The organism is Leptospira montravelensis (assembly GCF_004770045.1).
GTDB classification, from domain to species: Bacteria; Spirochaetota; Leptospiria; order Leptospirales; family Leptospiraceae; genus Leptospira_A; species Leptospira_A montravelensis.
Genome location: NZ_RQFO01000004.1, coordinates 535457 through 558468 on the forward strand (window position 1 = coordinate 535457; position 23012 = coordinate 558468).

28 protein-coding genes are annotated in these 23012 nt (G+C 39.6%); 1 reads left to right on the forward strand and 27 read right to left on the reverse strand.

All coding sequences use genetic code 11. The annotated features are described in order from the left end of the window. From EHQ31_RS03405 to EHQ31_RS03455, 11 genes are read right to left on the reverse strand one after another with little or no spacing between them, the layout of a single operon-like run. Positions 1-1101, reverse strand: coding sequence for a type II secretion system minor pseudopilin (locus EHQ31_RS03405; protein WP_261636242.1), 1101 nt, complete (start codon positions 1099-1101; stop codon positions 1-3). Next, on the reverse strand, positions 1064-1708 hold the full coding sequence (locus EHQ31_RS03410) for a type II secretion system protein GspJ (RefSeq protein WP_135569593.1): 645 nt from the start codon (positions 1706-1708) through the stop codon (positions 1064-1066). Before EHQ31_RS03410 ends, EHQ31_RS03405 begins: the two co-directional genes overlap by 38 nt. Continuing rightward, complete coding sequence (locus EHQ31_RS03415; protein WP_135569595.1) at positions 1708-2235, reverse strand: prepilin-type N-terminal cleavage/methylation domain-containing protein; 528 nt, start codon at positions 2233-2235, stop codon at positions 1708-1710. Before EHQ31_RS03415 ends, EHQ31_RS03410 begins: the two co-directional genes overlap by 1 nt. Continuing rightward, the gene (locus EHQ31_RS03420; protein ID WP_409996893.1) at positions 2213-2845 is read right to left on the reverse strand and encodes a type II secretion system protein; all 633 of its coding nucleotides are present in this window, start codon (positions 2843-2845) and stop codon (positions 2213-2215) included. The genes EHQ31_RS03415 and EHQ31_RS03420 overlap by 23 nt, the downstream gene beginning before the upstream one ends. Continuing rightward, complete coding sequence (locus tag EHQ31_RS03425; RefSeq protein ID WP_135569597.1) at positions 2820-3281, reverse strand: type II secretion system protein GspG; 462 nt, start codon at positions 3279-3281, stop codon at positions 2820-2822. The genes EHQ31_RS03420 and EHQ31_RS03425 overlap by 26 nt, the downstream gene beginning before the upstream one ends. A gap of 5 nt (positions 3282-3286) precedes the next feature. After that, the gene (locus EHQ31_RS03430; RefSeq protein WP_135569599.1) at positions 3287-4513 is read right to left on the reverse strand and encodes a type II secretion system F family protein; all 1227 of its coding nucleotides are present in this window, start codon (positions 4511-4513) and stop codon (positions 3287-3289) included. A gap of 5 nt (positions 4514-4518) precedes the next feature. Next, a complete protein-coding gene (gene gspE / locus EHQ31_RS03435) occupies positions 4519-6195 on the reverse strand; it encodes a type II secretion system ATPase GspE (RefSeq protein ID WP_135569601.1) in 1677 nt (558 codons plus the stop codon). Then, positions 6192-7961 (reverse strand): type II secretion system secretin GspD, encoded by a 1770-nt coding sequence (gspD, locus tag EHQ31_RS03440; RefSeq protein WP_135569603.1) that lies wholly within the window; start codon positions 7959-7961, stop codon positions 6192-6194. The genes gspE and gspD overlap by 4 nt, the downstream gene beginning before the upstream one ends. Position 7962: 1 nt before the next feature. Continuing rightward, positions 7963-8874, reverse strand: coding sequence for a general secretion pathway protein GspC (locus EHQ31_RS03445; protein ID WP_135569605.1), 912 nt, complete (start codon positions 8872-8874; stop codon positions 7963-7965). 29 nt (positions 8875-8903) lie between these two features. After that, the gene (locus tag EHQ31_RS03450; RefSeq protein WP_135570938.1) at positions 8904-9902 is read right to left on the reverse strand and encodes a peptidoglycan DD-metalloendopeptidase family protein; all 999 of its coding nucleotides are present in this window, start codon (positions 9900-9902) and stop codon (positions 8904-8906) included. Positions 9903-9921: 19 nt separating this feature from the next. Next, positions 9922-10290 (reverse strand): type II secretion system-associated lipoprotein, encoded by a 369-nt coding sequence (locus tag EHQ31_RS03455; RefSeq protein WP_135570936.1) that lies wholly within the window; start codon positions 10288-10290, stop codon positions 9922-9924. 120 nt (positions 10291-10410) lie between these two features. On the opposite strand from EHQ31_RS03455, the gene EHQ31_RS03460 reads away from it, so the two are divergent. Continuing rightward, on the forward strand, positions 10411-11856 hold the full coding sequence (locus tag EHQ31_RS03460) for an ATP-binding protein (protein ID WP_135569607.1): 1446 nt from the start codon (positions 10411-10413) through the stop codon (positions 11854-11856). On the opposite strand, the gene EHQ31_RS03465 is transcribed toward EHQ31_RS03460, so the two are convergent. The 16 genes from EHQ31_RS03465 to EHQ31_RS03540 form a co-directional block, all read right to left on the reverse strand. Next, complete coding sequence (locus tag EHQ31_RS03465; RefSeq protein ID WP_135569609.1) at positions 11857-12057, reverse strand: hypothetical protein; 201 nt, start codon at positions 12055-12057, stop codon at positions 11857-11859. Between the two features lie 104 nt (positions 12058-12161). Beyond that, entirely contained in the window at positions 12162-12509 is a 348-nt protein-coding gene (locus EHQ31_RS03470; RefSeq protein ID WP_135569611.1) for a YraN family protein, read from the reverse strand. A gap of 26 nt (positions 12510-12535) precedes the next feature. Next, the gene (locus EHQ31_RS03475; RefSeq protein WP_135569613.1) at positions 12536-13723 is read right to left on the reverse strand and encodes a cyclic di-GMP phosphodiesterase; all 1188 of its coding nucleotides are present in this window, start codon (positions 13721-13723) and stop codon (positions 12536-12538) included. A gap of 34 nt (positions 13724-13757) precedes the next feature. Then, positions 13758-14018, reverse strand: a complete 261-nt coding sequence (locus tag EHQ31_RS03480; protein ID WP_135569615.1) for an EscU/YscU/HrcU family type III secretion system export apparatus switch protein — start codon at positions 14016-14018, stop codon at positions 13758-13760. Further along, a complete protein-coding gene (locus EHQ31_RS03485; RefSeq protein WP_135569616.1) occupies positions 14015-14677 on the reverse strand; it encodes a hypothetical protein in 663 nt (220 codons plus the stop codon). The genes EHQ31_RS03480 and EHQ31_RS03485 overlap by 4 nt, the downstream gene beginning before the upstream one ends. Continuing rightward, positions 14658-15308, reverse strand: coding sequence for a ribonuclease HII (locus tag EHQ31_RS03490; RefSeq protein WP_244247249.1), 651 nt, complete (start codon positions 15306-15308; stop codon positions 14658-14660). Before EHQ31_RS03490 ends, EHQ31_RS03485 begins: the two co-directional genes overlap by 20 nt. Before the next feature lie 113 nt (positions 15309-15421). After that, positions 15422-15859: a 50S ribosomal protein L19 gene (rplS, locus tag EHQ31_RS03495; protein WP_167481627.1), complete on the reverse strand. Its 438-nt coding sequence runs from the start codon at positions 15857-15859 to the stop codon at positions 15422-15424. Between the two features lie 8 nt (positions 15860-15867). Continuing rightward, on the reverse strand, positions 15868-16521 hold the full coding sequence (gene trmD / locus EHQ31_RS03500; RefSeq protein ID WP_135569621.1) for a tRNA (guanosine(37)-N1)-methyltransferase TrmD: 654 nt from the start codon (positions 16519-16521) through the stop codon (positions 15868-15870). Next, on the reverse strand, positions 16511-17047 hold the full coding sequence (gene rimM, locus EHQ31_RS03505) for a ribosome maturation factor RimM (RefSeq protein ID WP_135569623.1): 537 nt from the start codon (positions 17045-17047) through the stop codon (positions 16511-16513). Before rimM ends, trmD begins: the two co-directional genes overlap by 11 nt. Continuing rightward, the gene (locus EHQ31_RS03510; RefSeq protein WP_002974362.1) at positions 17037-17267 is read right to left on the reverse strand and encodes a KH domain-containing protein; all 231 of its coding nucleotides are present in this window, start codon (positions 17265-17267) and stop codon (positions 17037-17039) included. The genes rimM and EHQ31_RS03510 overlap by 11 nt, the downstream gene beginning before the upstream one ends. 7 nt (positions 17268-17274) lie before the next feature. After that, positions 17275-17532 (reverse strand): 30S ribosomal protein S16, encoded by a 258-nt coding sequence (rpsP, locus tag EHQ31_RS03515; RefSeq protein ID WP_002973959.1) that lies wholly within the window; start codon positions 17530-17532, stop codon positions 17275-17277. 47 nt (positions 17533-17579) lie between these two features. Beyond that, complete coding sequence (gene rpe / locus EHQ31_RS03520) at positions 17580-18242, reverse strand: ribulose-phosphate 3-epimerase (protein WP_135569625.1); 663 nt, start codon at positions 18240-18242, stop codon at positions 17580-17582. Between the two features lies 1 nt (position 18243). Next, positions 18244-19263, reverse strand: a complete 1020-nt coding sequence (locus EHQ31_RS03525) for a PASTA domain-containing protein (RefSeq protein WP_135569627.1) — start codon at positions 19261-19263, stop codon at positions 18244-18246. Further along, complete coding sequence (gene fmt, locus EHQ31_RS03530) at positions 19260-20228, reverse strand: methionyl-tRNA formyltransferase (RefSeq protein ID WP_135570940.1); 969 nt, start codon at positions 20226-20228, stop codon at positions 19260-19262. Before fmt ends, EHQ31_RS03525 begins: the two co-directional genes overlap by 4 nt. Positions 20229-20239: 11 nt before the next feature. Further along, positions 20240-22192: a replication restart helicase PriA gene (gene priA, locus EHQ31_RS03535; protein WP_135569629.1), complete on the reverse strand. Its 1953-nt coding sequence runs from the start codon at positions 22190-22192 to the stop codon at positions 20240-20242. Position 22193: 1 nt separating this feature from the next. Continuing rightward, positions 22194-23012, reverse strand: a complete 819-nt coding sequence (locus EHQ31_RS03540) for a hypothetical protein (RefSeq protein ID WP_135569631.1) — start codon at positions 23010-23012, stop codon at positions 22194-22196.

Consider the following 23012-nt stretch of genomic DNA (forward strand, 5'->3'; position numbering starts at 1 on the left):
TTAATCTTCAGTGTAGTATAACATTTGGTTGTTGGTTAAGTCAAAAAGACCAGAAACCTTTCGAACCACTTTATCCTTTATAATCCCAACCCCTGTAATTTTATATACTTCGCCTTTGGTTTTGATACGCCCACCAGAGACTTCCGTTCCTTCTCCTGCCAGTTCCTTATACAGAGTTAAATCTCCGGTAGTTTTCACTTGGAATTCAGGTTCGGTCTCCAGATCTTTCAATTCTTTAATATAGCCTCCTTTCTGCAACTTGAGTTTCAAAATTTTCATAGCGGCTTGTTTGGTCATAAAGTCGGAAAGGGAGATGAGGACAAAATAGGGAGCCGTATTGATATTAATTCGGTCATCATAAGAATCACCTGCAGGCAAATAAGCTGTGATATTATTGGAGAGCACATAATCTTTATCGGAACGAAGGGCTCTTTCCTCCTCCGTCATAAAGTCTTTGGAGTTATTTTTATCATAATCCTTTGGCTTCAAACTCTCATAAACAATAGACCGGTCATATCCTTTCACACTGAGGAGTTCTGAAAGGGAATATAGGGGAGCATTTTTGATTTTTCTTGGTGGGGAAAGCCGACTGTAATAGTACTGCTCAGCTCCACCCCCCGTTTCTTGGTGGTTTTCATCGATCCAATCCAAAATCGGGAAAATCATTTCCCGTTTTAAACCAAATTGGTAAAAAAGTCTAGTGACCATCTCAATAGTTCTTTGGTTCGGTTGGTCGTCGTAAATTTTGACTAGCGAATTAATATTAATTTTACCATCTTCGGGACTCATTGTGTAATAAATCACACCACCCCCTAACGGAATCGGTGGGGGGTCCATCGCCAAACCTGATTGGTATAAAACTTCTTCTGGTATTTTTTTTAAGGCACCTACAGCACCCATAAACCCTGCTTTGGCGAGCATATGGGCTTTAAATCCATCCGCTTGGGACCTTGCCACACGGTATTCCGTTGCTGCATCTTCAAAAAATTTTGAAGCCGTAAACATTGAAGCAGTACCTATGGCCATCACAAGAAGATAGACCATAAATCCCCTTTTTATTTTTTTATTTGAAGAGAATGACTGGATGCGCAAGCGATTCATATTTAACAAAAACATTTCCCACAAGTGATATAATTTCAAATCGAACGAGCCTTGGAATTTTTTTCGTGGTCCTAGAATTCCAATCGTCTACCCATTTGTCTCCACGTTCCGAAAACTTCATCTGAAAACTTTTTACATTTTCAAGTAATACATGTTCAACACCACCTTGCGTAGGAAAGGTGTCGATCATCTCATCTTCCCTGCGAATCAAATAAGACAATCCTTCCATTTTTGGATTTGGCATTTTCCGCAAATAAAAAGACACCTCTCTGACTGACGCTTGCCCTTCTTCCTCCGAATTTGGATTCGATGTTGCAAATACTACCCGATCATTTCTTGATCCAGTCACACCATCTTGTTTACCTACAAATAAAATTCGTTTTTGGTTATCAATAAAGTAAGTACGGGCGATGGTTCCTCGAATATTTTCCATTGCGTAGAGTATGTCCTTTCTGTTGGCACCTTTATTCGAGGCTCCTTTTTTGGAGATTTTATTGGCCGTATAAAAAACAGAAAAAATTCCAGTAAAAATCACTGCCATAATCATTACTACGATAGAAATCTCCACCAAGGTGAAACCACGGCGATATTTCCTAACTACAAACATTAGTATTTTGTACTCCTGAATGTTTCGACACTATAGGTTTCTTTTTTATTTCCATCCATATAAAAGATGGAAACCTTAACTCTAAATACTTTAAGTACTCCCCCGGTCTCAAAACTCTTTTTCTGGCCTCTTTTTTTCATAAGATCACTGAAGCCTACATCTTTATCACCTAACATATCTTTAGGTGCTTTTTTCCGGAGTTCCTCTGCATTGGGTCCACCAGCAAGTTTGAGAAGATCCATTTCTTCTTCTTTAATTTCAGTTTCGAAGGTGTATCCAGGAAAGGCATCAATGGAACCACGAGTGGTATCGGTTTGCATAGTGGTGGAGGAATCCACTTGTGCCATTTTTATTTTGGCAAGGTGGACTGCATTTGCGAGTAGTACTGCTTTTTTCTGATAAGAAATTCCTTCCGCAATCAAAGAATAGGTATAAGTCATTACCATCGCAGCCATAGCCATTGCGATCGTAACTTCAAAGAGTGTGAATCCTGGTGACTTTAGTTTACTTAGACTGTGGTTTAGCATTGGAATCTACTTGTTCATCACGTTCGTCGAGACCATAAGAAACTTTCTGAATGGGAGTGGTTTCTGGTTCTGGAAAATATTCTGTTTTATGAATTTTAAATTTACCACCATACCGGTAAATTTGAATGGTTCTTTTGATTTCTGAATCCGATCCAACGTATAAAAATAAGTCGGTTGTGGTTCCTTGTGGAGTAAATACAATGTGAAGTTTTCCTTCCGATCTAGGTTTACCACCTATGTCCCTCACTTTCACAATTTTTGAATAAAAAGGAAGTGTGGATTTTTTCAAAATTGGTTCTTCTTCCAGTCCACCTTCCTCTCTCTTTAAAAGAAAAAACTGGTATTCCCTTGTTTCAAAATCGTATTTGAATAAGACAGCTTGGTTTGTTAACTGCGCTTTGTTGTATCCGAATTTAAAAGATTCTTGTAGTTTAACGGCAATATCTTCAGTCGATGGAATGATTAGGTTACGGAGTGTCCCACCAACGATCACCATGATAAGACCAAGAATGGAAATTACAACGGCAATCTCAATCAACGTGAGACCGTCGCGTAACTTCCGCTTGGTTTTCAGAGCCGAAATTTTATCGGAAAGCTGCCGGGTAATCATCCGGGGAAAGGATATTAAAATCTTTATTTTTTCCTTCTCCACCTTCTTTTTTGTCTTCACCTAAAGTAAGGATTTGAGGAACTGCTCCTTCAAATTTCAAAACATAAGGTGTTTTCCAGGGATCTTTTAAAACTGCTTTTTCACGAACGATTGGTTCGTAATCATCACCAATTTTATCATCATCTGGTTTTTCTATTAGAGCTTGCAAACCTTGTTCTTCGGTAGGATATTTATCATAAACTTCTAAATATCTCTCTAATGCGGTTTTTAAAACGGCACTATCATTTTTAAGCTTTAATTTTTTTTCCCCTTCTCCTCGGTTTCCAATACTCGAGTAAAGAATGGCCATAAGAGATCCCAAAATGAGCATTACTACGGTAATCTCAATTAGAGTTAATCCCTCACGAATCTTTCTGTGTTTCCCTTTAGTTTTCATAAACTCTACATCCCCTGGATTTCTTGAGTTAGTTTGTACATTGGCGTCATAATCGCCGCCATAATGGTAAAAATAATTCCACCCATTACAATGATCATCATTGGTTCTAATGATTGGGTCAAAGATTTTATTGCCGTATCCACCTCGGATTCATAGATTTCCGAAAGTTTATTCATCATTTCTGGAACTTTATCGGATGCTTCCCCTGCGCTGAGCATCCCAAGAACCATCTGCGAAAGAACTTGTGACCCTTGTAAAGAATCAGAAAGTTTACCACCTTCCTTAATTTTGATGATGGCAGAGGCAATTTCTTCCTTAAAAACAGTATGGCCCACGACATCCGATACGATATTCAAAGACACAATGAGTGGCACTCGGTTTAATAGAAGGATCGATAGGTTTCTTGCAAAGTTAGAAACCAAAATTTTTCTAAGTAAAGTTCCAATCACGGGTAACCTTAATAAAAATTTATCCCAAGTTTTTTTCCCTTCCCCAGAACTTTTCCATTTCATAAACCCGAGAAAACCGCCGGCAAGGACTCCTAAAATAAAAAACCAATAGTTGGTTAAAACATAAGATAAAAAAATTACACTTCTTGTGAGTAATGGTAGTTTCGCATCAAAAGATGCAAACAACTGTTCAATTTGTGGAATAACAACAACAAGTAGAAAGATGGATACACCAAGAGATAGTAAACCCATAATCATAGGATAAATCATGGCTACTTGGACTTTTGATTTTAATTCAGAAGATTTTTCTTCTAACTCAGCTAACCTGTGCAAGGTGTTTTCGTAATTTCCAGTGGATTCGCCAACAGAAATCAAACTGGGGTACTGGTCAGGAAAAACAGTTTTATGTTTTTTCATGGACTCGGAAAGGCTCATCCCTTCCGTTATGTCTGCCCGCATCTCAATCAAAACTTTTTTGAAATAGATATTTTCCACTTGGTCAATGATGGAGAGTAAACATTTATCTAGAGGAATTCCAGCACCAATGAGTGTCCCAAGTTGTTTGCAAAAAAGTCCTACTTCTTTTCTGGGAATTCTATACAATAACTTGGATAAAAATGGGAAAAGTTCTCTTTCTTCTTTTTCTCTATCTTCTTGAATTGACCTAACATAAAGACCTTTCGCCTTTAGCTTGTTACGCGCCGCTTGCAAATTTGGAGCGTCGATAATATTTTTTTCTTCTTTGCCTTTTTTATTGAATGCAACGTATGTAAAGAGTGGCATAAAAATTAGGAAACCCGAAGGACCTCTTCTGGAGTTGTGACACCTTCGATCACTTTGTACTTACCGTAATCCTGCAAAGTCGATAATCCATTTTTTACTGCAAGTTCTTTGATGCGGTTGGCATCGGCCCCTTGTAAAATGGCACGTTTGATTTCATCATTCATAGTGAGAAGTTCATACAATCCAGTTCGGCCCTTATATCCAGAATTTAGACAAGAAGGGCAACCCTTTCCCCTGTACAAAACACCATTTTTTAATTCTTTTCTTTGGATTCCAAGACCTGCTAGGTCTTTATCTGTTGGTTTGTAGGATGTTTTACAATCCTTACAAATGACCCGAACAAGCCTTTGGGCCATAAAACCTAACACAGAACTTGTGATAAGATATGGTTCAATCCCCATATCCACAAGCCTTGTGACAGCAGAAGAAGCATCATTGGTGTGGAGGGTGGAAAACACTAAGTGACCTGTAAGGGAAGCTTGGATGGCAATCCTTGCTGTTTCCTCATCACGGATCTCCCCCACCATCACTACATCCGGATCTTGACGAAGGATCGAACGTAAACCCGCAGCAAAAGTAAGCCCAATTTTTTCATTCATTTGCATCTGGGAAATTCCATCCATTTGGTATTCCACCGGATCTTCGCAAGTAATGATATTTCGTTCTTCGGTATTAATTTCAGAAAGTGCAGAATAGAGTGTGGTCGATTTACCAGAACCTGTGGGACCTGTTACCAAAATTATCCCATATGGTTTATAGATTAAACTTTTAAAATCATTTAGGATTTCTTTATTAAAACCCATAGTTTCAATGGAATACTTTTGGTCTGTTTTGTTTAGAATACGCATTACTATACGTTCTCCAAACTGACACGGGATAATAGAAACCCGAACATCCACATCCTTTCCAGCTAACCTAAGTTTAATCCGTCCATCTTGCGGCAAACGGTTTTCCGCAATATTTAAATTCGACATGATTTTGATACGAGTAGATATTCCCGCCAAATAAGACTTAGGTGGACTGAGAACTTTTTGTAAAACCCCATCCACACGATACCTGACCACAACAGATTTTTCAAATGGTTCCACGTGAATATCGGAAGCTCTTTCCGATACTGCTTGTGACAAAATCACGTTCACCATCTTAATGATGGGAGCTTCATTGGATAAATCTAATGCATCGGATTCAAAGGCATCAGAGAGATCTCCGAAACTTCCATCCATTTCATCCATCATCTCTTTGGCTTCGGCAGTAGTTTTGTCGAACTGAGAATGGATGATTCTCATAATTTCGTTTTCAGTAGCGAGAACGAATTGTATTTCGTACCCTTTTAAAAAGGATCTCATATCGTCCATTGGATGGAGATCCGTTGGATCGCAAGTGGCAACTACAACCTTTTTGCCTTTCACTGAAACTGGTACAATTTTAGAACGTTGGACAAGTTTTAGGGGAATTTTACCAAAAACTTCTTCACTAGCAACAAACTCAAGTTTATCGATAAACTCCATACGATGGAGTTTTGCAAGTGCTTTTAAAATATCAGTTTCGGAAGCGAGACCTTTTTTTTGGATGATATGAGTGATGGGAAGATTTGTTTTTTCCTGTTGTTTGGAAATATCTTCGAGATCCTTAATGGTAAGGATTCCATCTTCTAATAGGATTTGGCCTAAACTCTTTCTCATCGTAATTTCTTTTCTCGTTCGTCGACCATCCTTTCTTGTTCATTTTTCTTTTGGATGGTAATACGATCCGATTTATCACGGTCGTCTAGAATATGCGGCGTTAAAAATACCATTAAATTGGTTTTTCTGTTTTGATTGGTGGTTCTGCGAAATAGAGTTCCTAACAGAGGAATCTCCCCTAAAATCGGGATCTTTTGCACTTTCTTTTGTTTATCATTGGAAAGTAATCCTCCAATCACGATGGTTTGGATATTATCTACAACAATTGTAGTTTTAATATCTCGTTTGTTAAACGTTGGGTTTCCGCCCGTTGCTTCCGAAGAAATCCCAGCTACGTTTTTGATCTCTTGGTAAAGATCTAAAGTGATACGATTGTTTTTGTTTATATGGGGCGTGAATTTTAGTTTAATCCCAGTAGGGCGATATTCAAAATTTGCTACAGTCACTGCATTGTCACCACCGAGACCGGCATTACGGTTTTGAGTGCGCACGGGAACATCTTGACCCACATTGATTTCTGCTTCTTGGTTGTCCAAAGTCAAAATCTGTGGGGCTGACAATACGTTAAAATTTTCATTGGTCGAGTTTGCATTTAAAATACCAATTATTTGTTGTCCTCCGCGGCGAATGAATCCAAGAGAGAAACCAGACAAAGTATTTACGTTAGTTGGTCGACCGTTTTTATCAATCACTCCCCCTTGTGCCGCAAGGCCCGTGTTAAACTGTCCATACGCAAGTTCTTGGTAACGCCAATCGATACCAAAGTCGTTAAGGTCTGTGGAACTTAACTCGACAATCAGAACTTCCAGTAACACTTGTTTTCTGGGTGTATCCAGAATTTTTATAATTTTTTTAATTTCTTCCCATTCCTGGGGAGAAGCAGTGACAATCAGTGAGTTGGATTCTTTATGGGCCACTGCTTTGATTTTATCTTGTTTACCAGGAATTTTTTGCGCTTGCGCTACGGGCTGTTGTGGAGGTGGATTTGGTTTTCCATCTGGGCCAGGTTCTCCTGGTTGTCCACTTTGTGTAGGCGCCGTTGGTGCATCTGGCATATCTAATTTTACTAAAATGGCCGCCAACTTCTCTGCTTCATTGTATTCTAAAGTATAAATATGAATATCACCGGCGGATGAAATGGATCCAGGGCCATCCGCACGCACATCCAAGTTGTCAACCAACTTCAGTAATTTATTAATATCAGAGGTTGAACCTGAAAAAATAAGAGTATTTTGGTTTTTAGGAATGATGATATCTGTATCTGGAGATGTGACTCTTTTGAGAATGGGTTCGAGCTCAGCAGCATTCGAATATTCTAAAGGAACAATTTGTGTGATGGTTTTATTTAGTGAAACTTCTGATTCCGAAACCGGATCTTTACCAATCCTAACGATTGGTGATTTAGCCAGAGCATCCTTTATTTTTACAACTTTGATTAGATCATTTTCTTCGATGAGACCAAACCCTTGTGTTTCTAATACGGATTTCATAAACCCATAGGCATCATCGATTTTCACTCGTTTTTGCGAAATGATCGTAATCTTTTTACCTTTTACTGCATCATCAATCAGGATGTTTCTTTTAATAATAGCACTCATCCCCATTAAAAAATCTTTGAGTTCTGTATCTCTCCAATCTGCTGTAAAACTGGCGGGTTCTGGGGATGATGATTTGACCTTTTGTTTTCCTTTTTCTTGGGAAAAACCAGGTGTGACAAATACATAAAGGCAAATACTAAGTAATACTAAAGGAAGACGATTTCTCATTTTAATTCCGAATGATAAATTCATATGTGATTATTTTGCCTTGTCTCTCTAAATCCACTGTAATTTTCGGAGCTTGTTTGATCGAACCCCAAATTTCCAACATTTTCTCTGTTTCGTTGAGTGGCATTCCATTGACTCTTCTGATGATATCCCCTCCGCGTGCGCCGAGAGCATAAAAAACATGGTCTTTTGCCACCTGATAGATCTTGTAACCCTCGATCTTTCCGTCTACCAAATGTGGGCCAAACCTTGCATTTTTATAGATAGTATTCGGATCTTTCAGTTTGCGATTCACATCCTCACGGGAAAGAACTTTTTGCACCGTTTGGCTAGAAGGTCCTAAATTGGAAACAGCCGCTGCATCTTTAGGTCGAATACGTTCCTTAGCTTGTGCGGGAGTTTCACCAATATTGACACGAAGGCTAAGACCGCCTTTTTTAAGAACCACGTAATGTTGTTCGATGGCCTGGACTTTATATCCACCCACCATCTCACCCGTTCCATATTCTTCGGAATCATTACTTTGTTTTTCTCGGATGGTTACCCTTGCAAAGGACCAATGCCCAGACAGAGTCCCTGTGACAAGCATTTGGTCATCGTCACCATTGTCCTGAGCAATCTCTGGATCAAGGGGTGTACCATCTGCCCCACGTTTGGTGGCATCATTTGGATCATAAACTTGACCACGGATAAGATTTCCAGTAACAATGTCTTCGTAGGTACTTACTGCCAAAATGACTTCTTGGCGCATTTGTTTGGGTTTGGCTCCTGCGACACTAATCCCTGTTTCTGTAGAAAACAAAAGTAGCAAAACCAACTTTAAAAGATAGGCTAGAGAAAAGGAAAAAAGTAAAACCGCCGGAATCAATGTCAAAAATTGACTCGATTGGATTCTTTGAAGGATTAAATTCATGCTCCCCACAAACCGGAGGTTGGCTCCGATTACATTCCAGCTACTTCAGATTTAGGGAGCCTAGTGACTTGTTTTTCCGTGATGCTAAGAGCTGATTCGGGATTCATAATCTTCCCGTTTCGAAACACTTCAAAATGCAGATGTGCTCCTGTTGCTGTTCCTGTCCTTCCGACAAGGGCAACCACACGACCCATCTTCACCGTTTCCCCAACCTCAACTAAAATCTGAGAACAGTGGGCGTAAACCGTTTTATAACCATTTTTGTGTTGGATCGTAACGGAATTTCCATATCCCCCATTGCGTCCAGTAAATACAACTTCTCCATCTGCTGCCGAGAGAACCGGTGCTCCTACTTTTGCCGCAAGATCAAGACCTGTATGATATACACGATTGTATTTATTAAAAGGATCCACACGTCTTCCATAACGAGATGTCACACGACTTTGCGGAACAGGCATAATGAATATCTTTTTTAAAACGACTCTAGAAGAGGATGCATTTTTCACTTGGACAGGAACTTCCAAAACTTGGCCAATCTTCAACTGGTCACTAGTGAGTCCGTTATGTTTTTTAAGTTTTGCCAACTCAATAGAAAAGGAACGCGCAATCTTAGATAAATTGTCTTTCTTTTGGACCGCGTATTTTTTGATGATGATACCGGATTCATGGACGACAGTGTTACTCACTACAGGTGATACATCGATGTATTTGGGTAGGTCAAGAGATGCCAGTTCCACCTCTTCTTCTTCACCAGACGGGTTGACACCCATAGAAAAGAGTTTGTGAATTTCCGATTCTTGCGATTGGGAAGCAAAAAGACGAAACATAGCTGGTTCATTTCCCGGAATGGACTCATTGATTTCAGAATGAATTTTTTGGAATGGATTGGCAAAAAGTCCAGGTGTGGATAGGACCAAAAGGGAAATTATAACCAACCGAAGGATCTTCACAGATAAAATATCGGGAATTAGGGGGAGAAATCTTGAACCTGAAACAAAGAAAGAATGAAAACGAAATACTTGCGACAATTGGAGACTTCCCAAACCTTTATTTCTTTGTTTTTTTGACACTGGAATCGACCAGAGTGAATTTTTTAGATACCCACTCTTCTACATCTTCCAAGTCATACTGCTTTTTTTTCACATCATCATTGATGATATAGGCAGCTAATTTCCCCACAGAAGATTCTCTAGACTCTGCAATGGGATAAACCTTCAATTTCAAAAGAGAGGGTGTGGATTCGATGTAGATCTTTACCAATGTCCCTTTCTTCCAAACTTCTGATTCAGAGAATTTGATCTCTTCTTGTAAGGAATAGGTTTTTCCATCATAGTATTCATTGATTTCCCTTAATCTTTCCTTTTTAATCAACCTTTGGGAACAATGACTGAACACAAGGAGAAGGACGAGGGGAATTACACGAATGACACTACAATTCAAAGCAAACTCTGAGGAAAAGTCACCATGATGCCTCAAATATGAAAAGTCTTTTTTATTTTTTGGCCCAAAAGAGAAGAAACTTACCCTTATAGGATTGTGATCCCCAAACGCGCTGAAGTCGGCAGTCTGTTATACGAATGGAATGGAACCAAAGAAATACAGGTAGAAGTGGGAATCCGACGAGGTCTCCCGAATTTCCAAATTTTAGGTTGTGCCACTTCACTTACAAAAGAGTCCAGAGACCGCATCCGTTTGGCTTTAGAGGCATCAGGTTACCAGTTCCCACTAGAAACTATCATTATCAATTTAAAACCCACCCATATCCCCAAACGAATGGTCTGTTTGGATCTGGCCATTGCTGTGGGAATCTTAGAAGCAACAGAACAAATCCAAATCCCTCTGGGACGTATCTTTTTTTTAGGTGGGATTGGACTAGATGGGGCGGTTCTCGGAGGTCAGGAACTTCTCCCCTATCTCTGGCAAAACAGGGATAACAAAACCGTTTCCTTTTGTCTTCCCACCTCTTTACGAAAAGAAACTCTACCGGAAGGCCAATATTATTTTTTGGACCATCTGGAAGGCCTTAGGTTTCTAGGGCAGTCTTCCCCTCACAACCTAGAGGTTTCCACTCCCGTTTCTGAATCGAAAACTTGGGAAAAAGTTTTTTTGGACCCTTACCAAATGAAAACCTTTCAAGGATTACTATATGCCGTTCTTGGAAAACACCATAGCCTACTCCTCGGCAGTCCAGGTTCTGGAAAAACCATGTTGCATAGAATGCTCGAATCTTTACTTCCTCCCAAAGAATCTAGAGACCCAAATGACCAAGGGATCTGGACTGCCGCGGGAGATTTTGAAATTCCCAGTCGCAAACGTCCCTTTCGCTCCCCACACCATTCCGCAACAGAAGTAGGACTATTAGGTGGTGGCCTACCCTTCCAACCAGGTGAGATTTCCAAAGCTTATGGCGGTATCCTTTATTTAGATGAAGCCTTAGAATTTAAAGATCGAATATTAGAAAGTTTACGGATGCCTATGGAAGATTCCTATTTAGAAATTGTGCGGATGAACGAAAAAACAAAATTAAAAACAGATTTCACCTTAATGCTCTCCGCTAACCCCTGCCCTTGCGGAAACTACCACAGTCACCATACCTGCCACTGTTCATTACAAAAAATTCGTTTGTATCTACAAAAAATTAGCGGAGCTTTTTTAGATCGAATCACCATCTTTCAAACGTTATTTGAAACTTCGTTGGATCGTTGTATTCAATTAGAAGAATATAAAATGAAAAAGATTCTTCTGGAGCGTGTAACATTTCAAAAAACTAGAAACACTCCAGAGGATGAAGAAATCAAAATTCAAAAAATTTTGGATACTGAAAACCGAACCAAACAACTCTCCTTACGAAAGAAAAAACAAATCATTTCTCTTGCAAGGACCATTGCCGATTGGGATTTATCCTCCCGAACCAAGGAAGCACATATCTGGGAGGCTGTTGAATATTGTATAGGTTACCAGTGGATTTATAGCCTAGGATAATTACTTCGAAATAAAATGCGAAATCTCCATCGCAATTTTATTGATCGCATAATCCATATATGCTGGATCATCGATCTTTTTTTTGTAATTTTCGAATTTCTTCTGAACGGTTGAGGCCATTCCCCTTTTCCGGAGTAAAACCGGATCTGGACCAAATTCGTCGGTTTCTGCCAAATTCCCAAAAATACTAAATTGACTCATACGGTTACTTCCTTGTAACAATCAAACTCTCGTCCTTGAGAGCGTTTTCCCTTTAGGGATACAAAACCAATCGGCCCAGTACAAAAATCCCTTGATGAAGTATTTTAGAAGATTGACGAATAAAAACGAACTTCCTTTTTTTCAGTGATATGGATCAAATTAAATGAAGGTGTTAGGTGGTAAAAGGCAGGAACTTCTTTTAATAAATAGTAATATACCTTCCGCATTCTCATACGTTTTGTCTCATGAAAACATTCTAAAGGATGAAATCCACTACGTATGTCCCATGTTTTCACCTCTGAACAATGGAGTGAATCGTTCCAGAGGCTAATTATGTCTAGTTCCCCAAAAGATTTTCTGAAATTTCGAAAGAGGATGGTATGACCTAATGAATCCAAAAATTCTGCTGCCAAATCTTCACCCGACCTTCCCAGATCCGTTTTTTTCAGCATCTGCAACACACCAAATCCAAAAAGGATCAGTAAATCTGTGAAAAGGGAATTGCTTGTTGGATATAGAGATTTAGGTCTTTCATGAGATCCACAAATTCTAAATGTTTGAGGCGTTTGCCTTCAGCATCTTTTGTGACTCGAATGACGGGACGAAGCGGTTTGTCTTTATTGGATTCAATGACCATACCCAATCTTAGGTCAGAAAGAACCACACCGGACCCCACAGGAAACATAGAAAGTTTATTTAAAAATAACCTAACCATTTTTAAATCAAAACGGTTCACGTTTTCGCTAATCATAATCTTCATTGCTTCGTAAGGAAGGATGGCTTGTCTATATGGTCTTGGGTGGATCATGGCCGCAAATTGGTCACCGATCATAAACACTTTAGTGAGTTCCTCAATTTGGTTAGCAAGGATTCGCTGTGGATACCCTGAACCGTCCACTGCTTCATGGTGTTGGAGAGCAACTATGGCGAGTGAATTTTTTAATTTTAATTTTTGAGTGAGAATTTGGTAACCAGTCACCGGATGGCGTTTGATTGTTTTTAAATCTAATTCAGATAGGGTACCTTTTTTCTCTGATACTTCTTCTGGAACTGTTACCATTCCTATATCTGCAAAAAGAGAGGCCAATGCCAAATCAATTAGTTTAGGTCTTGAAAACTCTAAAAAGTTTCCAAGCATCACTGAAAAAAATGTCGCATAACAGATATGAGTGTATAAATAATAACCTGAATGTGCATGGGATAAAAGTAAAATGGGAATTTGAGAGTTTGCTTTTGTATGGTCGGCGATACGTTCCGCAATTTCTCTAAATTCCCTAATTTCCGTATAACGGCCCTCAGATGCAGAGCGGTAAGTTTTTTGGACTAAATCAAAACAATCTTTAAATACAGCGCTAAACTCAACCTTAGAAGTATTGGCTTTTTCCAATAGATATTTATAGCGAGTGGAGTTTTCATCGTCCTGATAAAAAGGTAAGTTGGTATCAAAGTAACCAGGCCCAGCACCAGCGGAAGTTTTATCCTGTCCATCGGCAGTTACCTTTTCTCCATCAGTTAAAACAAAGGTGATACCAAATTGGACCAAACGGTCTAAGTCTTGTTGTGTGATTGGTTGGTCGGCACCAACAAAAACAGTATCTTTATCCAAATAAATTGACTTATTGAACTTGGATCCAGGTTCTAAGTCACGTATGGAGATTTTCCGCATAATTGCGTAAATCCTAGTAAGAAGCGTAGAAACATCAATTGTTTTTCTTTTGTCTCTCTAAAACAAGGATTCGAAACACAGAAGCTACGGCTTCATACAATTCCCTGGGAATTTCTTTTCCATTAGGGAGATGATCTAAGGTTTGAATCATCACTTCATCTCGAATGACTAAAACTCCCGACTCACGAGCTAAACGAATCAAATTTTCAGCAAACCTACCCTCTGCCTTTGCCACAAGTTTCGGTGCCTCATGACGGGTCGGATCGTAGGCAAGTGCAGCCATCTTTTGATTCATCTATAATCTCCGTTAAAGGAGTCTTCATTCCAAGTTCCTATTTGCACTGATTGGATTTGGGGAAAGTCCCGAACAAGTCCAAATAAGGATTTGCGGAAACTCTCGCTTTCTAAGTAGGTCTCTGTTGTAATATGGACAAGGACCGGTTTTTCTTTTTCAGGATCATAATGAAACTGAATTCCCATAGCTCCTGTCCCTTGGGATTCCCAAAAGACATAGAGAACCAAACCTTTGTTTTTTGGTTCTACCACCATTTGTAAAAATTCCTTTGCCTCTGGATCCAAAAATGAAAGAAGATCGGTAAACCCAGTTTCCCCTAATAAATAATTCCATAGTGGTTTTAATTCAGAAACTTCAATAGTTTTAGATTCAGATTGGGCAGAGATCCATTGAGACCATCGAAAACGATTTTCCACTTTCCTTATATTGGTTTGCAGTTCCGGATCGGAACCTTTTGCCAGAAGAGAAATCATACGGTTTCCATCGTTTGTTTGCGTGGCATTCATTTTGGACTTCGGATAACTTCCTTCCAAAGGGAGTAACCATTGTCCGGATTTGTTGGTTTCTTTTGAGAAAAAGTGATCCTTACTCTGGTGGGTCAATTTTCCCAAAGAAAAAATTTGCGGGAGAGAATGGAAATTAGAAAAGAGAGGGCTCACTCCCTTCTCTTCGGAGAAATTTACAAAAACTCAACCTGTGGATCGGAGAAATTCCAAGTTTCAAAAGAGCCTCCCTATGTTCTTCGGTTCCGTATCCTTTGTGTTTGGCAAACCTATAACCTGGGTATTTTAAGTCCATTTTTTCCATATATTCATCTCTATAGGTTTTGGCAAGGATGGAGGCCGCAGAAATGGAAGGAATTAAATCATCTCCTTTGGGAAGAGAGAAATAACCTTCTATAGGTTTTGTAATTTTTAGTTTATAATTTCCATCAGCTAGGAGATAAGGCTTCGTATTTAACAATTTATCTTCATTGCGATTTGTCTCTTCATTGAAAGTAGAATTGGACAAATGTAATTTTTCATGCGCAGAAGTTTTGGATTCAAATGGTTGTGGGTTTGTCGGCAAACAGCGGTTCATCCCATAAAAGATGGCCTGGTTGATATTATACGTATCAATAAACTTGGCGCTAACAAAACTCACTCGGAAATAGGAAGCATTCTGAATGATTTCCTTTCTAAGTTCGATTCGTTTGGGTTCAGGAATTTTTTTAGAATCACGAAGCCCTTTAAGGATTTCGCCATTTTTGATTTTTTCTAAGGTTTGGAGGTCAAAGGAAACACAACCCACAGATACGGGGCCGGCAAGTGTACCTCGACCTGCTTCATCCAGAGAATAGCAGGTCAGGTGTGGGATTTGGAATTCGGGAAAGAACGGCCGAGTAACGACCGTTTCAAGAGAAATTATGCGCTAGGTGCTTCTGCAGCTTTTGCTTGTGCAAGAGCGGCTTTAGAAGCCTCATCCTGTCTCTTTTTGTCTTTGGCAACAATCGCTTGTCCGCCTTTTCTTTCTTTGATACGTCCTGCTTTTCCTTTTTTATCACGGAGATAGAAAAGTTTCGCACGACGAACCGATCCTTTACGAACGAGTTCAATCTTTGCAATTCTTGGGCTATGAAGTGGAAAAATTCTTTCCACTCCAATATCATAAGACACACGTCTTACAGTAAAGGTTTTACTTTGTGATTTGTTCGCAATGGAGATCACAATACCTTCGTAAACCTGAACACGTTCTTTTCCAGATTCAACGATTTTGTAGTGAACTTTTACAGTATCACCAATTTCGAAATTAAGTTCGTTCTTTGCTTCGCCTGCGAGTGCTGTTTCTAGAATCTGATTCATGGCTTCCTCTAAGAATGATTTCTTGTTTTGCGGTTTTTTTGCCGCCATTTCCGGATCTCTTCATGATGTCCACCGAGGAGCACATCAGGAACTGTCCAACCCATAAAATCATAGGGTTTTGTATATTGGGGGTATTCTAATTCTTCTGTTTCATTGTGCGATTCTTCGAGAAGGCTTTCTTCTTTTCCTAAAAATCCCGGAACAAACCGAGATAGGCAATCGGCAACAACGAGAGCAGCTAAATCCCCCGATGAAATAACATAGTTTCCAATGGCCACTTCCCTGTCAATTAAATGCTCCGTGACACGATGGTCGACCCCTTCGTAATACCCAGAAATCAAAGTGAAGGTCTCTGAAGATTCGAAAATCTCCCGAGCGAGAGTCTGGTTAAAAAGTTCCCCAGAGGGACTAAGGAGAATGACCTTACCTTTATTTTCTCCGAGGGATTCTAAGGCTCGGTAAATGGGACCCACTTGCAAAAGCATCCCCGGTCCCCCACCATAAATGGTATCATCAACCTTTTGGTGTTTGTTGTCAGCAAAGTCGCGAAGGTGGACAGTATTGATTTCCACAACCCCTTGTTTTACGGCTTTGCCTGGAATTCCTGTATCAAAGTAAGAGGTAATTTTTTCTGGGAAAAGAGTGATGAAATTAAACTTCAAACCACTGCTCCCAGTGAATGATTTCTAAGGTTTTGGATTCTAAATTCCAATCCCCCACAAACCGATTGAGAAAAGGGATAAGAATCGTTTCCCCTTCACCAGTGATTGGTTTTAGTTCTAAAATAGGATGCGCGGGGTTGTCTATGACTTGGGTCACAACATAATGCAGCGATTGGCTCGTTTCTTTGGAAATGGCAACCAATCCCACTAAATCTTCAGTGTAAATTTCGCCGTCAGTGGGTTTAGGTAAATCTTCCCTTTTCCATAACAAAGAAAATCCACGGTATTTGATGACAGTTTCTGGCGTTTCAAAACCCTTTAGTTTGACTAGGAAATGATTTCCATTGGGTTTGATTTCCTCAATTTGGATGGTAGATTGGTTTCCACGAGGGTCTTCGACATTACAGGTAAACGGTGGTTTGGCGGATAATAGGGTGTCACCTTCGGTGAAAACTTTGATGAACCCTTTGATTCCATGTGAGGATCCAATGACCCCCACTTTCACTAAACTTGGTTTAGTCGACAATTTCTAAAGTATAGTTTTTGCCTTGTTTGGTTCCGGCTGCTTGTAAAACAGTACGTAAAGATTTTGCAATCCTTCCGTTTTTTCCGATCACCTTACCTAGGTCTTTTGCTGCTACCCGAAGTTCGATCACTGTTTCTTCCTCTCCGGGGACTTGGTTGACAGCCACTTGTTCTGGTTGGTCAACGAGAGATGTAACGATATAACGAACTAAGGATTCCATGTATCAATTAACCTTTGAATTTTGACCAAACGTCGTCTTTTTTCAAAAGAGCAAGAACTGTATCAGTAGGTTGAGCACCTTTTTTTAACCAAGAAAGAGTTTTTTCTTCGTTGAAAGTTGCTTTTTTAACAGAAGAAGTAGATGGATGAAAATGTCCAATCGCTTCAATGAACTTTCCGTCACGTGGAGCACGGATGTCTGCTGCTACGATGCGATAGTGCGGGTCTGCTTTTGTTCCCGTTCTTTGTAATCTTAATTTAACCAAGGAAAAATACCCCTTTTATAGCGAGTTTTTTAAATTAGGACGATCTGTCAAGAGCGAGTTCTAGCACTTGCAGCGAGTTCTTTTAATTTTTTGCCCTGTGCATTCGGATCTCCCGTTTTATAGAGCCCAGAACCCACAACGGTAATGTCCACACCGAGTTTGGCAAGCTCCTCCATATTGGATTCGTTCACACCCCCATCCACTTCGAGTTCGATATTGTAGGGTTTCGTGAGTTTACGCACTGCCGCAATCTTTTCAAATCCGGATTTTACAAAGGACTGCCCGTAAAATCCAGGATCGACTGTCATGAGTAAAACAAGATCCAAATACGGAAGGATTTGGGAGATGGATTCCGGTGGAGTTTGGGGATTCAGAGACACACCCACTTTGATTCCTGCTTTTCGAATCTCTTCGGCAAGTCTTACAGAGAAGTTTGTGGTTTCAATATGGAAGGTAATACAATAAGGATTGAGGTCAAAGTATTTGGGAACGTGAAGTTCTGGGTTACTCACCATCAAATGTACATCGAGAGGGATTTGGGTATGGGATTTGACTTCTTTGGTAAAGGCTTCCCCAAAAGAGATTTGAGGGACAAAGTTTCCGTCCATCACATCAATGTGAATGAGGTCGATATTTTCCTGTTTGTAAGTCGGAAGCTCCGCTGAGAGTCCCGTAAGTTTTGCAGCAAGGATCGATGCTGAAATTTTCATATTAATAAGTTCCTTTTAATTTCCAAACCTTGGCAACACCGGTTTCTTTACCGAAAAGAGTCACCTTTACATTCCCGGCTCGATGGATGAGAAATCGAACTGGTTCATCTTCTTTTAGTTTTTGGTTGGTAAAAATTTCTTTTTCGATTTCTGTATCTTCCCCAGGTTTTGTATAACTGATTTTTGCTGAGTACAGATCATCATCATCCACTTCATATTCCAAAAATTCATAATCTTGAACAAAAGTTTCAGAAGGTTTCAAAAAGAAAGCACCCACTTCCGCACCGGTAGGTTTTAATTCAAAGGTAGAAGTAAGACCATGTTCTTCACGAAACTCTGGTTTGGTGGTTTCTTTAATTCGATAAGGGATTTTTTTTCTTTGTAAAAAATCAACTACAAAAGGAACGGGCGTTCCTACAAACTTTGTTGAATCCAAAGGTTCATTTACGGATTGGGTGGATTTTTTTTCAATATTTGGTTCTGTAACAAGAAGGTAAATTTTTTCGCCGGAATGAGTTTCTTTTCCGGGAGCTGGAATTTGGTCAATGATTGTGTCAGCAGGTTCATCACCCACAGCAGGCACATAGGTGATCCCACCAATTTGTAAAGGCACATACACTTCCCCCGATAATACTTTTTCTAGAATGGCTTTCGCACGTTTTAGGTCTTGTCCTTTGACATCAGGAATGGTCACCCGATCAAATCCAATATTCACTGTAAGATAAAGTTTGGATCCGGCTTCGACTTCCTTACCTGGATCAATGGATTGAGCCAGAATGATCCCATCTGTTTTTTCAGGGATTCTTTGGGTTTCTAAACGGACTTTGAGTTGGAGTCTTTGCAATTCGTTATGAACCTCAATGTAGTTTTTGCCAATCACATAAGGCATCATTACCTTTTGTTCTTCTTTGGTTCGAACCACGACCACAAGAAAGGCTGCCACAAAAAAAACAAGGAGTCCCAAACCAACAAATAAAACATAACCACTGTAAGGTAGGATTTTTAGAAACTTTTCTTTCACGTAAATGATTCTCCGGCTAAAACCCGCGCCCCATTAAAAAACTCAAATCCTTTCATGGGTTTTTTCCCTTCGGGTTGTAAGGTATCTATACCAAGCAGGTTTCCGTCTCCACAGAGACAGAAAAGCCTTTTTTTCTGGTATAGGAAAAAGGAACCCGGACTGAGGCCATCCGGAATGGGAATCGACTCACTTTCGGAATCCAAAAGAAAGGAAGAGATAAGAATCAGTTTTTTGCCTCGAAATTCGGTCACAGCCAAGGGATCGGGGTACAAGGCACGAATGCGGTTGTGGATGTTAATCGCAGGTTCCGACCAATGGATGGGACGGTCGTTTGCCGTGATTTTTTTGCAATGAGTGGCCTCATTGGCATTCTGCGGCTTCGAAGTCCAAGCGGTTCCCATAGATTCCAGTTCCCTGAAAAGCCGAATGAGCTCCTTTCCCCCTTCCTTCGTGATAGATTGTAAAAGAGAAGCTGTGGTTTCCGTTTCGTCCACCTTCCAAGATTTCTGGGAAATGATATCGCCTGAATCCACTTCCTTGGCTAAAAACTGAATCGTAAATCCTGAGTTTTCCTCTCCACTCAAAAGAAAACTTTGGACGGGAGAGGCACCCCGATACTTAGGTAATAAACTTCCGTGGAGATTGATGCTTCCAAATTTTGGATCTTGGAAGACATTCTCTGGAACAATCGATCCGTAGGCATACACAATATGAACGGGGGAAGCATAGGATAAAATTTGTTTTTGCGCCTCTTCATCGGTCCTTAGTTTTGGAGACTGGATGACAGGAATTCCCTTGGCAAGGGCCAGCTCCTTTACGGGTGTGGGTGTGATGATTTGTTTTCTTCCGACAGGTTTGTCAATGTTCGTCACAACAAAATCCACTTGGATTCCCGCATCCAGTAAGATAGAAAGTAATTCCTTGGAATGTTCTGGGGATCCAAAGTATCCGATTGAAAGTTTCATCATTTTTCCTATTAAACAAGTTCCAGAGGATCCAAATCATATTCAATATAACATTTGGAATCGACTTTAAATTTAGTTTTTGTTTCGCGTAAAAGATTTCGTAAAACGGTGATGGATTTTGATTTTAACAAGATATGGTATCTGAAGTTATTATCAATTTTATAAAAAGGACATTGGCTTGGCCCAAGAAGGGTAACAGATGCATCCATATTTTCTTTTAAAGTTTCCGCATAAACCACAGATTGTTTGTTGGCAACTTCCTCGTATTTAGACCGAAACACAAGTCTCGCCAAACGAGAAAAAGGTGGATAAAACAAATCTCTTCGAAATGTTAACTCCCATTCAAAAAAAGCAGGATAGTTTTGTTCCATCGCCATTTTCAGAACAGGATGTTCGGGATCATTGGATTGGATGAGGACTTCCCCTTTTTTTTCACCCCGACCAGCCCTTCCCGCCACTTGTGAAATGAGAGAATACGTTCTTTCGCTACTACGAAAGTCGGGAACCCCTAGTCCATGATTGGCATTTAGAATTCCCACAAGAGTCACATTCGCATAATCAAGGCCCTTCGCTATCATTTGAGTACCTGTCAGGATATCTAAATTTCCTTCTCCTAACTTTTCCAGAACATCGCGAGTCACTTCTTTATTTTTGGAACTGTCTTGGTCCAAACGTTCGATCCTTGCTTTTGGGAAATGGGATAACAAATACTCTTCTAATTTTTGAGTCCCTGCCCCAAACAAGTCCAACTCATCTCCATGAATTTGTTTTAAGTTACTAAAAGTTGATTTATACCCACAAAGGTGACAACGAACGGTTTTATCAGAGTGGTAACAAAGTGTGGCCGTACATTTTGGGCAATGAATGAATTCTTTTTTGGATGTAGAATAAATAAAAGGATTATACCCCCTCCGATTCAGAAGGATGATGGTTTGTTCTTCCTTTTTCAAACGGTCTGCGACTTTAAATTGTAAATCTCCAGAAAGAAGTTCACTATCCTCTTTTTTTTGTGTGATTTCTACAGTGGGAAGTGAGGCGTGAGGATTGGCTCTTTCTTTTAGTTCCGAATAACCAATTTGGCCTGCTTTTGCTAAGTAAAAAATTTCAAGGCTCGGTGTGGCAGAACCTAATAATAATTTACCGTTAGTTTTTAAAATTCTTTGTAAAGCAATTTGGCGGGCATGGTAACGAGGAGCTCCATGTTCCTTGTAAGATCCGTCATGTTCCTCATCTAAAATGATAAGTTCAATGTCGGACAATGGAGCAAACACGGCAGAACGAGTTCCGATACAAATCCGTTTTTTCCCCTCTTTTAAATCCAAATAGTTTTGGAATTTTTCTGAAGTTCTGAGATGGGAATTTAACACCGCCACTTGCCCTGGAAAAATCCTTTCAATCCTTGTGATGGTCGGGTAAGTGAGTGAAATTTCCGGAACAAGAAAAATAACGGATCCTTTGGGTTTAGAAAGAACCTCTGCCATCAGGTGTAAATACACCTCCGTTTTCCCACTTCCCGTAATCCCATATAACAAATGTGTGTTGGAATTTCGATTTAACCTTATTTCATCCAAAGCATTTTTTTGTGAAACATTTAAAGGATGTAATAGATCCAATTGGATATTTAAGGGACTTTGTTTTTCCTGTTTTCTTTTTTTTCCTTTCGGAACCATAAGAAACAGGGCTTCCCCAAGAGAGGATAAATAGTTTTCAGCCATCCACTCTGCCAAATCCAGTTGTTCTTCAGTAAGGACTGGTTCTAAATCAATTTGTTTTAAGATAGATAAAGTTTCATAATTAGGCTCATTCGAATGAACTTCGATGACAACCCCTTCCCATTCTTTTCCATTGAGCGGAACAAGTACACGAACTCCCCTTTGTAAACTTTCCATTGAATGTGGAACTTCATACGTTAAAGTTTTACTTTCCCAAGATAAATTGAGGGCAACTTCCGCAAATTGAATCATATTAGAGATATGGTTTCAATAGAGAAAGGTGGGAGATAAAACTATCTTCCAATTCCTGTTTCTCTTTTCCGTATTGGAAAAGGTTACTTTCCGAATCTGTTTTTTTAGCCTTTTCACCCAGGAAAACAAGGGCTTCAGGAGATCTGGTAGTGACAATTGGAATAGAAAGTCCAGACAAATCCCATTTCGTTTCTTTACCCAGAAATTCTTTTGCTTTCTCAGTACCAAACAACAATTTAGCGGAAGATCCTAAAATGACAATGAATTGAATTCCAAATTCTTCCACTGTTTCCTTTACATGAAATTTACAATTTTCGACTCTAGTTTGCCAATCGTTTTCCTTCGAATCTGAATTAGAAAAATTACAAGCAGGATATTCTTGGTAATAAAACTCTTCGAAAGAAAAACCAAACACTTTTTGAATAAGTTCACTCCAGCTGATTTCCGTTAGTTTATCTTTAAATATTTGGTTTGGTTTGGTTTTAGTAAATGGTTTTTCTTTAGGACCTGTTGCCCCAGAATAATGCAAAACAAGTATAGGTTTTCTGCCTTTATGAAGAAACTGACGTACCCCACTAAGTTTCCCTTGGCAGAGGGTACATGAGAAATTTACCAATTCTTTGTTTTTTCGTTGGTTTTCTTTCTGTAGTTTCTTTTGAATTTCTAAAGATTCGGGTACTTTCGATTTCCAGGGAAAAACAAAGTCGCTAGGATCTTGTTCCTCTTGAAATCGGTAAACAGATACCGACTTATTTTGAATTAAAAATTTAGTTTCTTTAAGAATGTCAGTAAAACGTTCTAAAATTGATTTTTGATCCAT

Excerpts from the sequence above, each read along its gene's own strand:
- EHQ31_RS03405 (WP_261636242.1), bottom strand. The coding sequence starts at position 1,101 with ATGAATCGCTTGCGCATCCAGTCATTCTCTTCAAATAAAAAAATAAAA.
- EHQ31_RS03410 (WP_135569593.1), bottom strand. The coding sequence starts at position 1,708 with ATGTTTGTAGTTAGGAAATATCGCCGTGGTTTCACCTTGGTGGAGATT.
- EHQ31_RS03415 (WP_135569595.1), bottom strand. The coding sequence starts at position 2,235 with ATGCTAAACCACAGTCTAAGTAAACTAAAGTCACCAGGATTCACACTC.
- EHQ31_RS03420 (WP_409996893.1), bottom strand. The coding sequence starts at position 2,845 with ATGATTACCCGGCAGCTTTCCGATAAAATTTCGGCTCTGAAAACCAAG.
- EHQ31_RS03425 (WP_135569597.1), bottom strand. The coding sequence starts at position 3,281 with ATGAAAACTAAAGGGAAACACAGAAAGATTCGTGAGGGATTAACTCTA.
- EHQ31_RS03430 (WP_135569599.1), bottom strand. The coding sequence starts at position 4,513 with ATGCCACTCTTTACATACGTTGCATTCAATAAAAAAGGCAAAGAAGAA.
- gspE (WP_135569601.1), bottom strand. The coding sequence starts at position 6,195 with ATGAGAAAGAGTTTAGGCCAAATCCTATTAGAAGATGGAATCCTTACC.
- gspD (WP_135569603.1), bottom strand. The coding sequence starts at position 7,961 with ATGAGAAATCGTCTTCCTTTAGTATTACTTAGTATTTGCCTTTATGTA.
- EHQ31_RS03445 (WP_135569605.1), bottom strand. The coding sequence starts at position 8,874 with ATGAATTTAATCCTTCAAAGAATCCAATCGAGTCAATTTTTGACATTG.
- EHQ31_RS03465 (WP_135569609.1), bottom strand. The coding sequence starts at position 12,057 with ATGAGTCAATTTAGTATTTTTGGGAATTTGGCAGAAACCGACGAATTT.
- EHQ31_RS03470 (WP_135569611.1), bottom strand. The coding sequence starts at position 12,509 with ATGCTGAAAAAAACGGATCTGGGAAGGTCGGGTGAAGATTTGGCAGCA.
- EHQ31_RS03475 (WP_135569613.1), bottom strand. The coding sequence starts at position 13,723 with ATGCGGAAAATCTCCATACGTGACTTAGAACCTGGATCCAAGTTCAAT.
- EHQ31_RS03480 (WP_135569615.1), bottom strand. The coding sequence starts at position 14,018 with ATGAATCAAAAGATGGCTGCACTTGCCTACGATCCGACCCGTCATGAG.
- rplS (WP_167481627.1), bottom strand. The coding sequence starts at position 15,859 with ATGAATCAGATTCTAGAAACAGCACTCGCAGGCGAAGCAAAGAACGAA.
- EHQ31_RS03510 (WP_002974362.1), bottom strand. The coding sequence starts at position 17,267 with ATGGAATCCTTAGTTCGTTATATCGTTACATCTCTCGTTGACCAACCA.
- rpe (WP_135569625.1), bottom strand. The coding sequence starts at position 18,242 with ATGAAAATTTCAGCATCGATCCTTGCTGCAAAACTTACGGGACTCTCA.
- fmt (WP_135570940.1), bottom strand. The coding sequence starts at position 20,228 with ATGAAACTTTCAATCGGATACTTTGGATCCCCAGAACATTCCAAGGAA.
- priA (WP_135569629.1), bottom strand. The coding sequence starts at position 22,192 with ATGATTCAATTTGCGGAAGTTGCCCTCAATTTATCTTGGGAAAGTAAA.
- EHQ31_RS03540 (WP_135569631.1), bottom strand. The coding sequence starts at position 23,012 with ATGGATCAAAAATCAATTTTAGAACGTTTTACTGACATTCTTAAAGAA.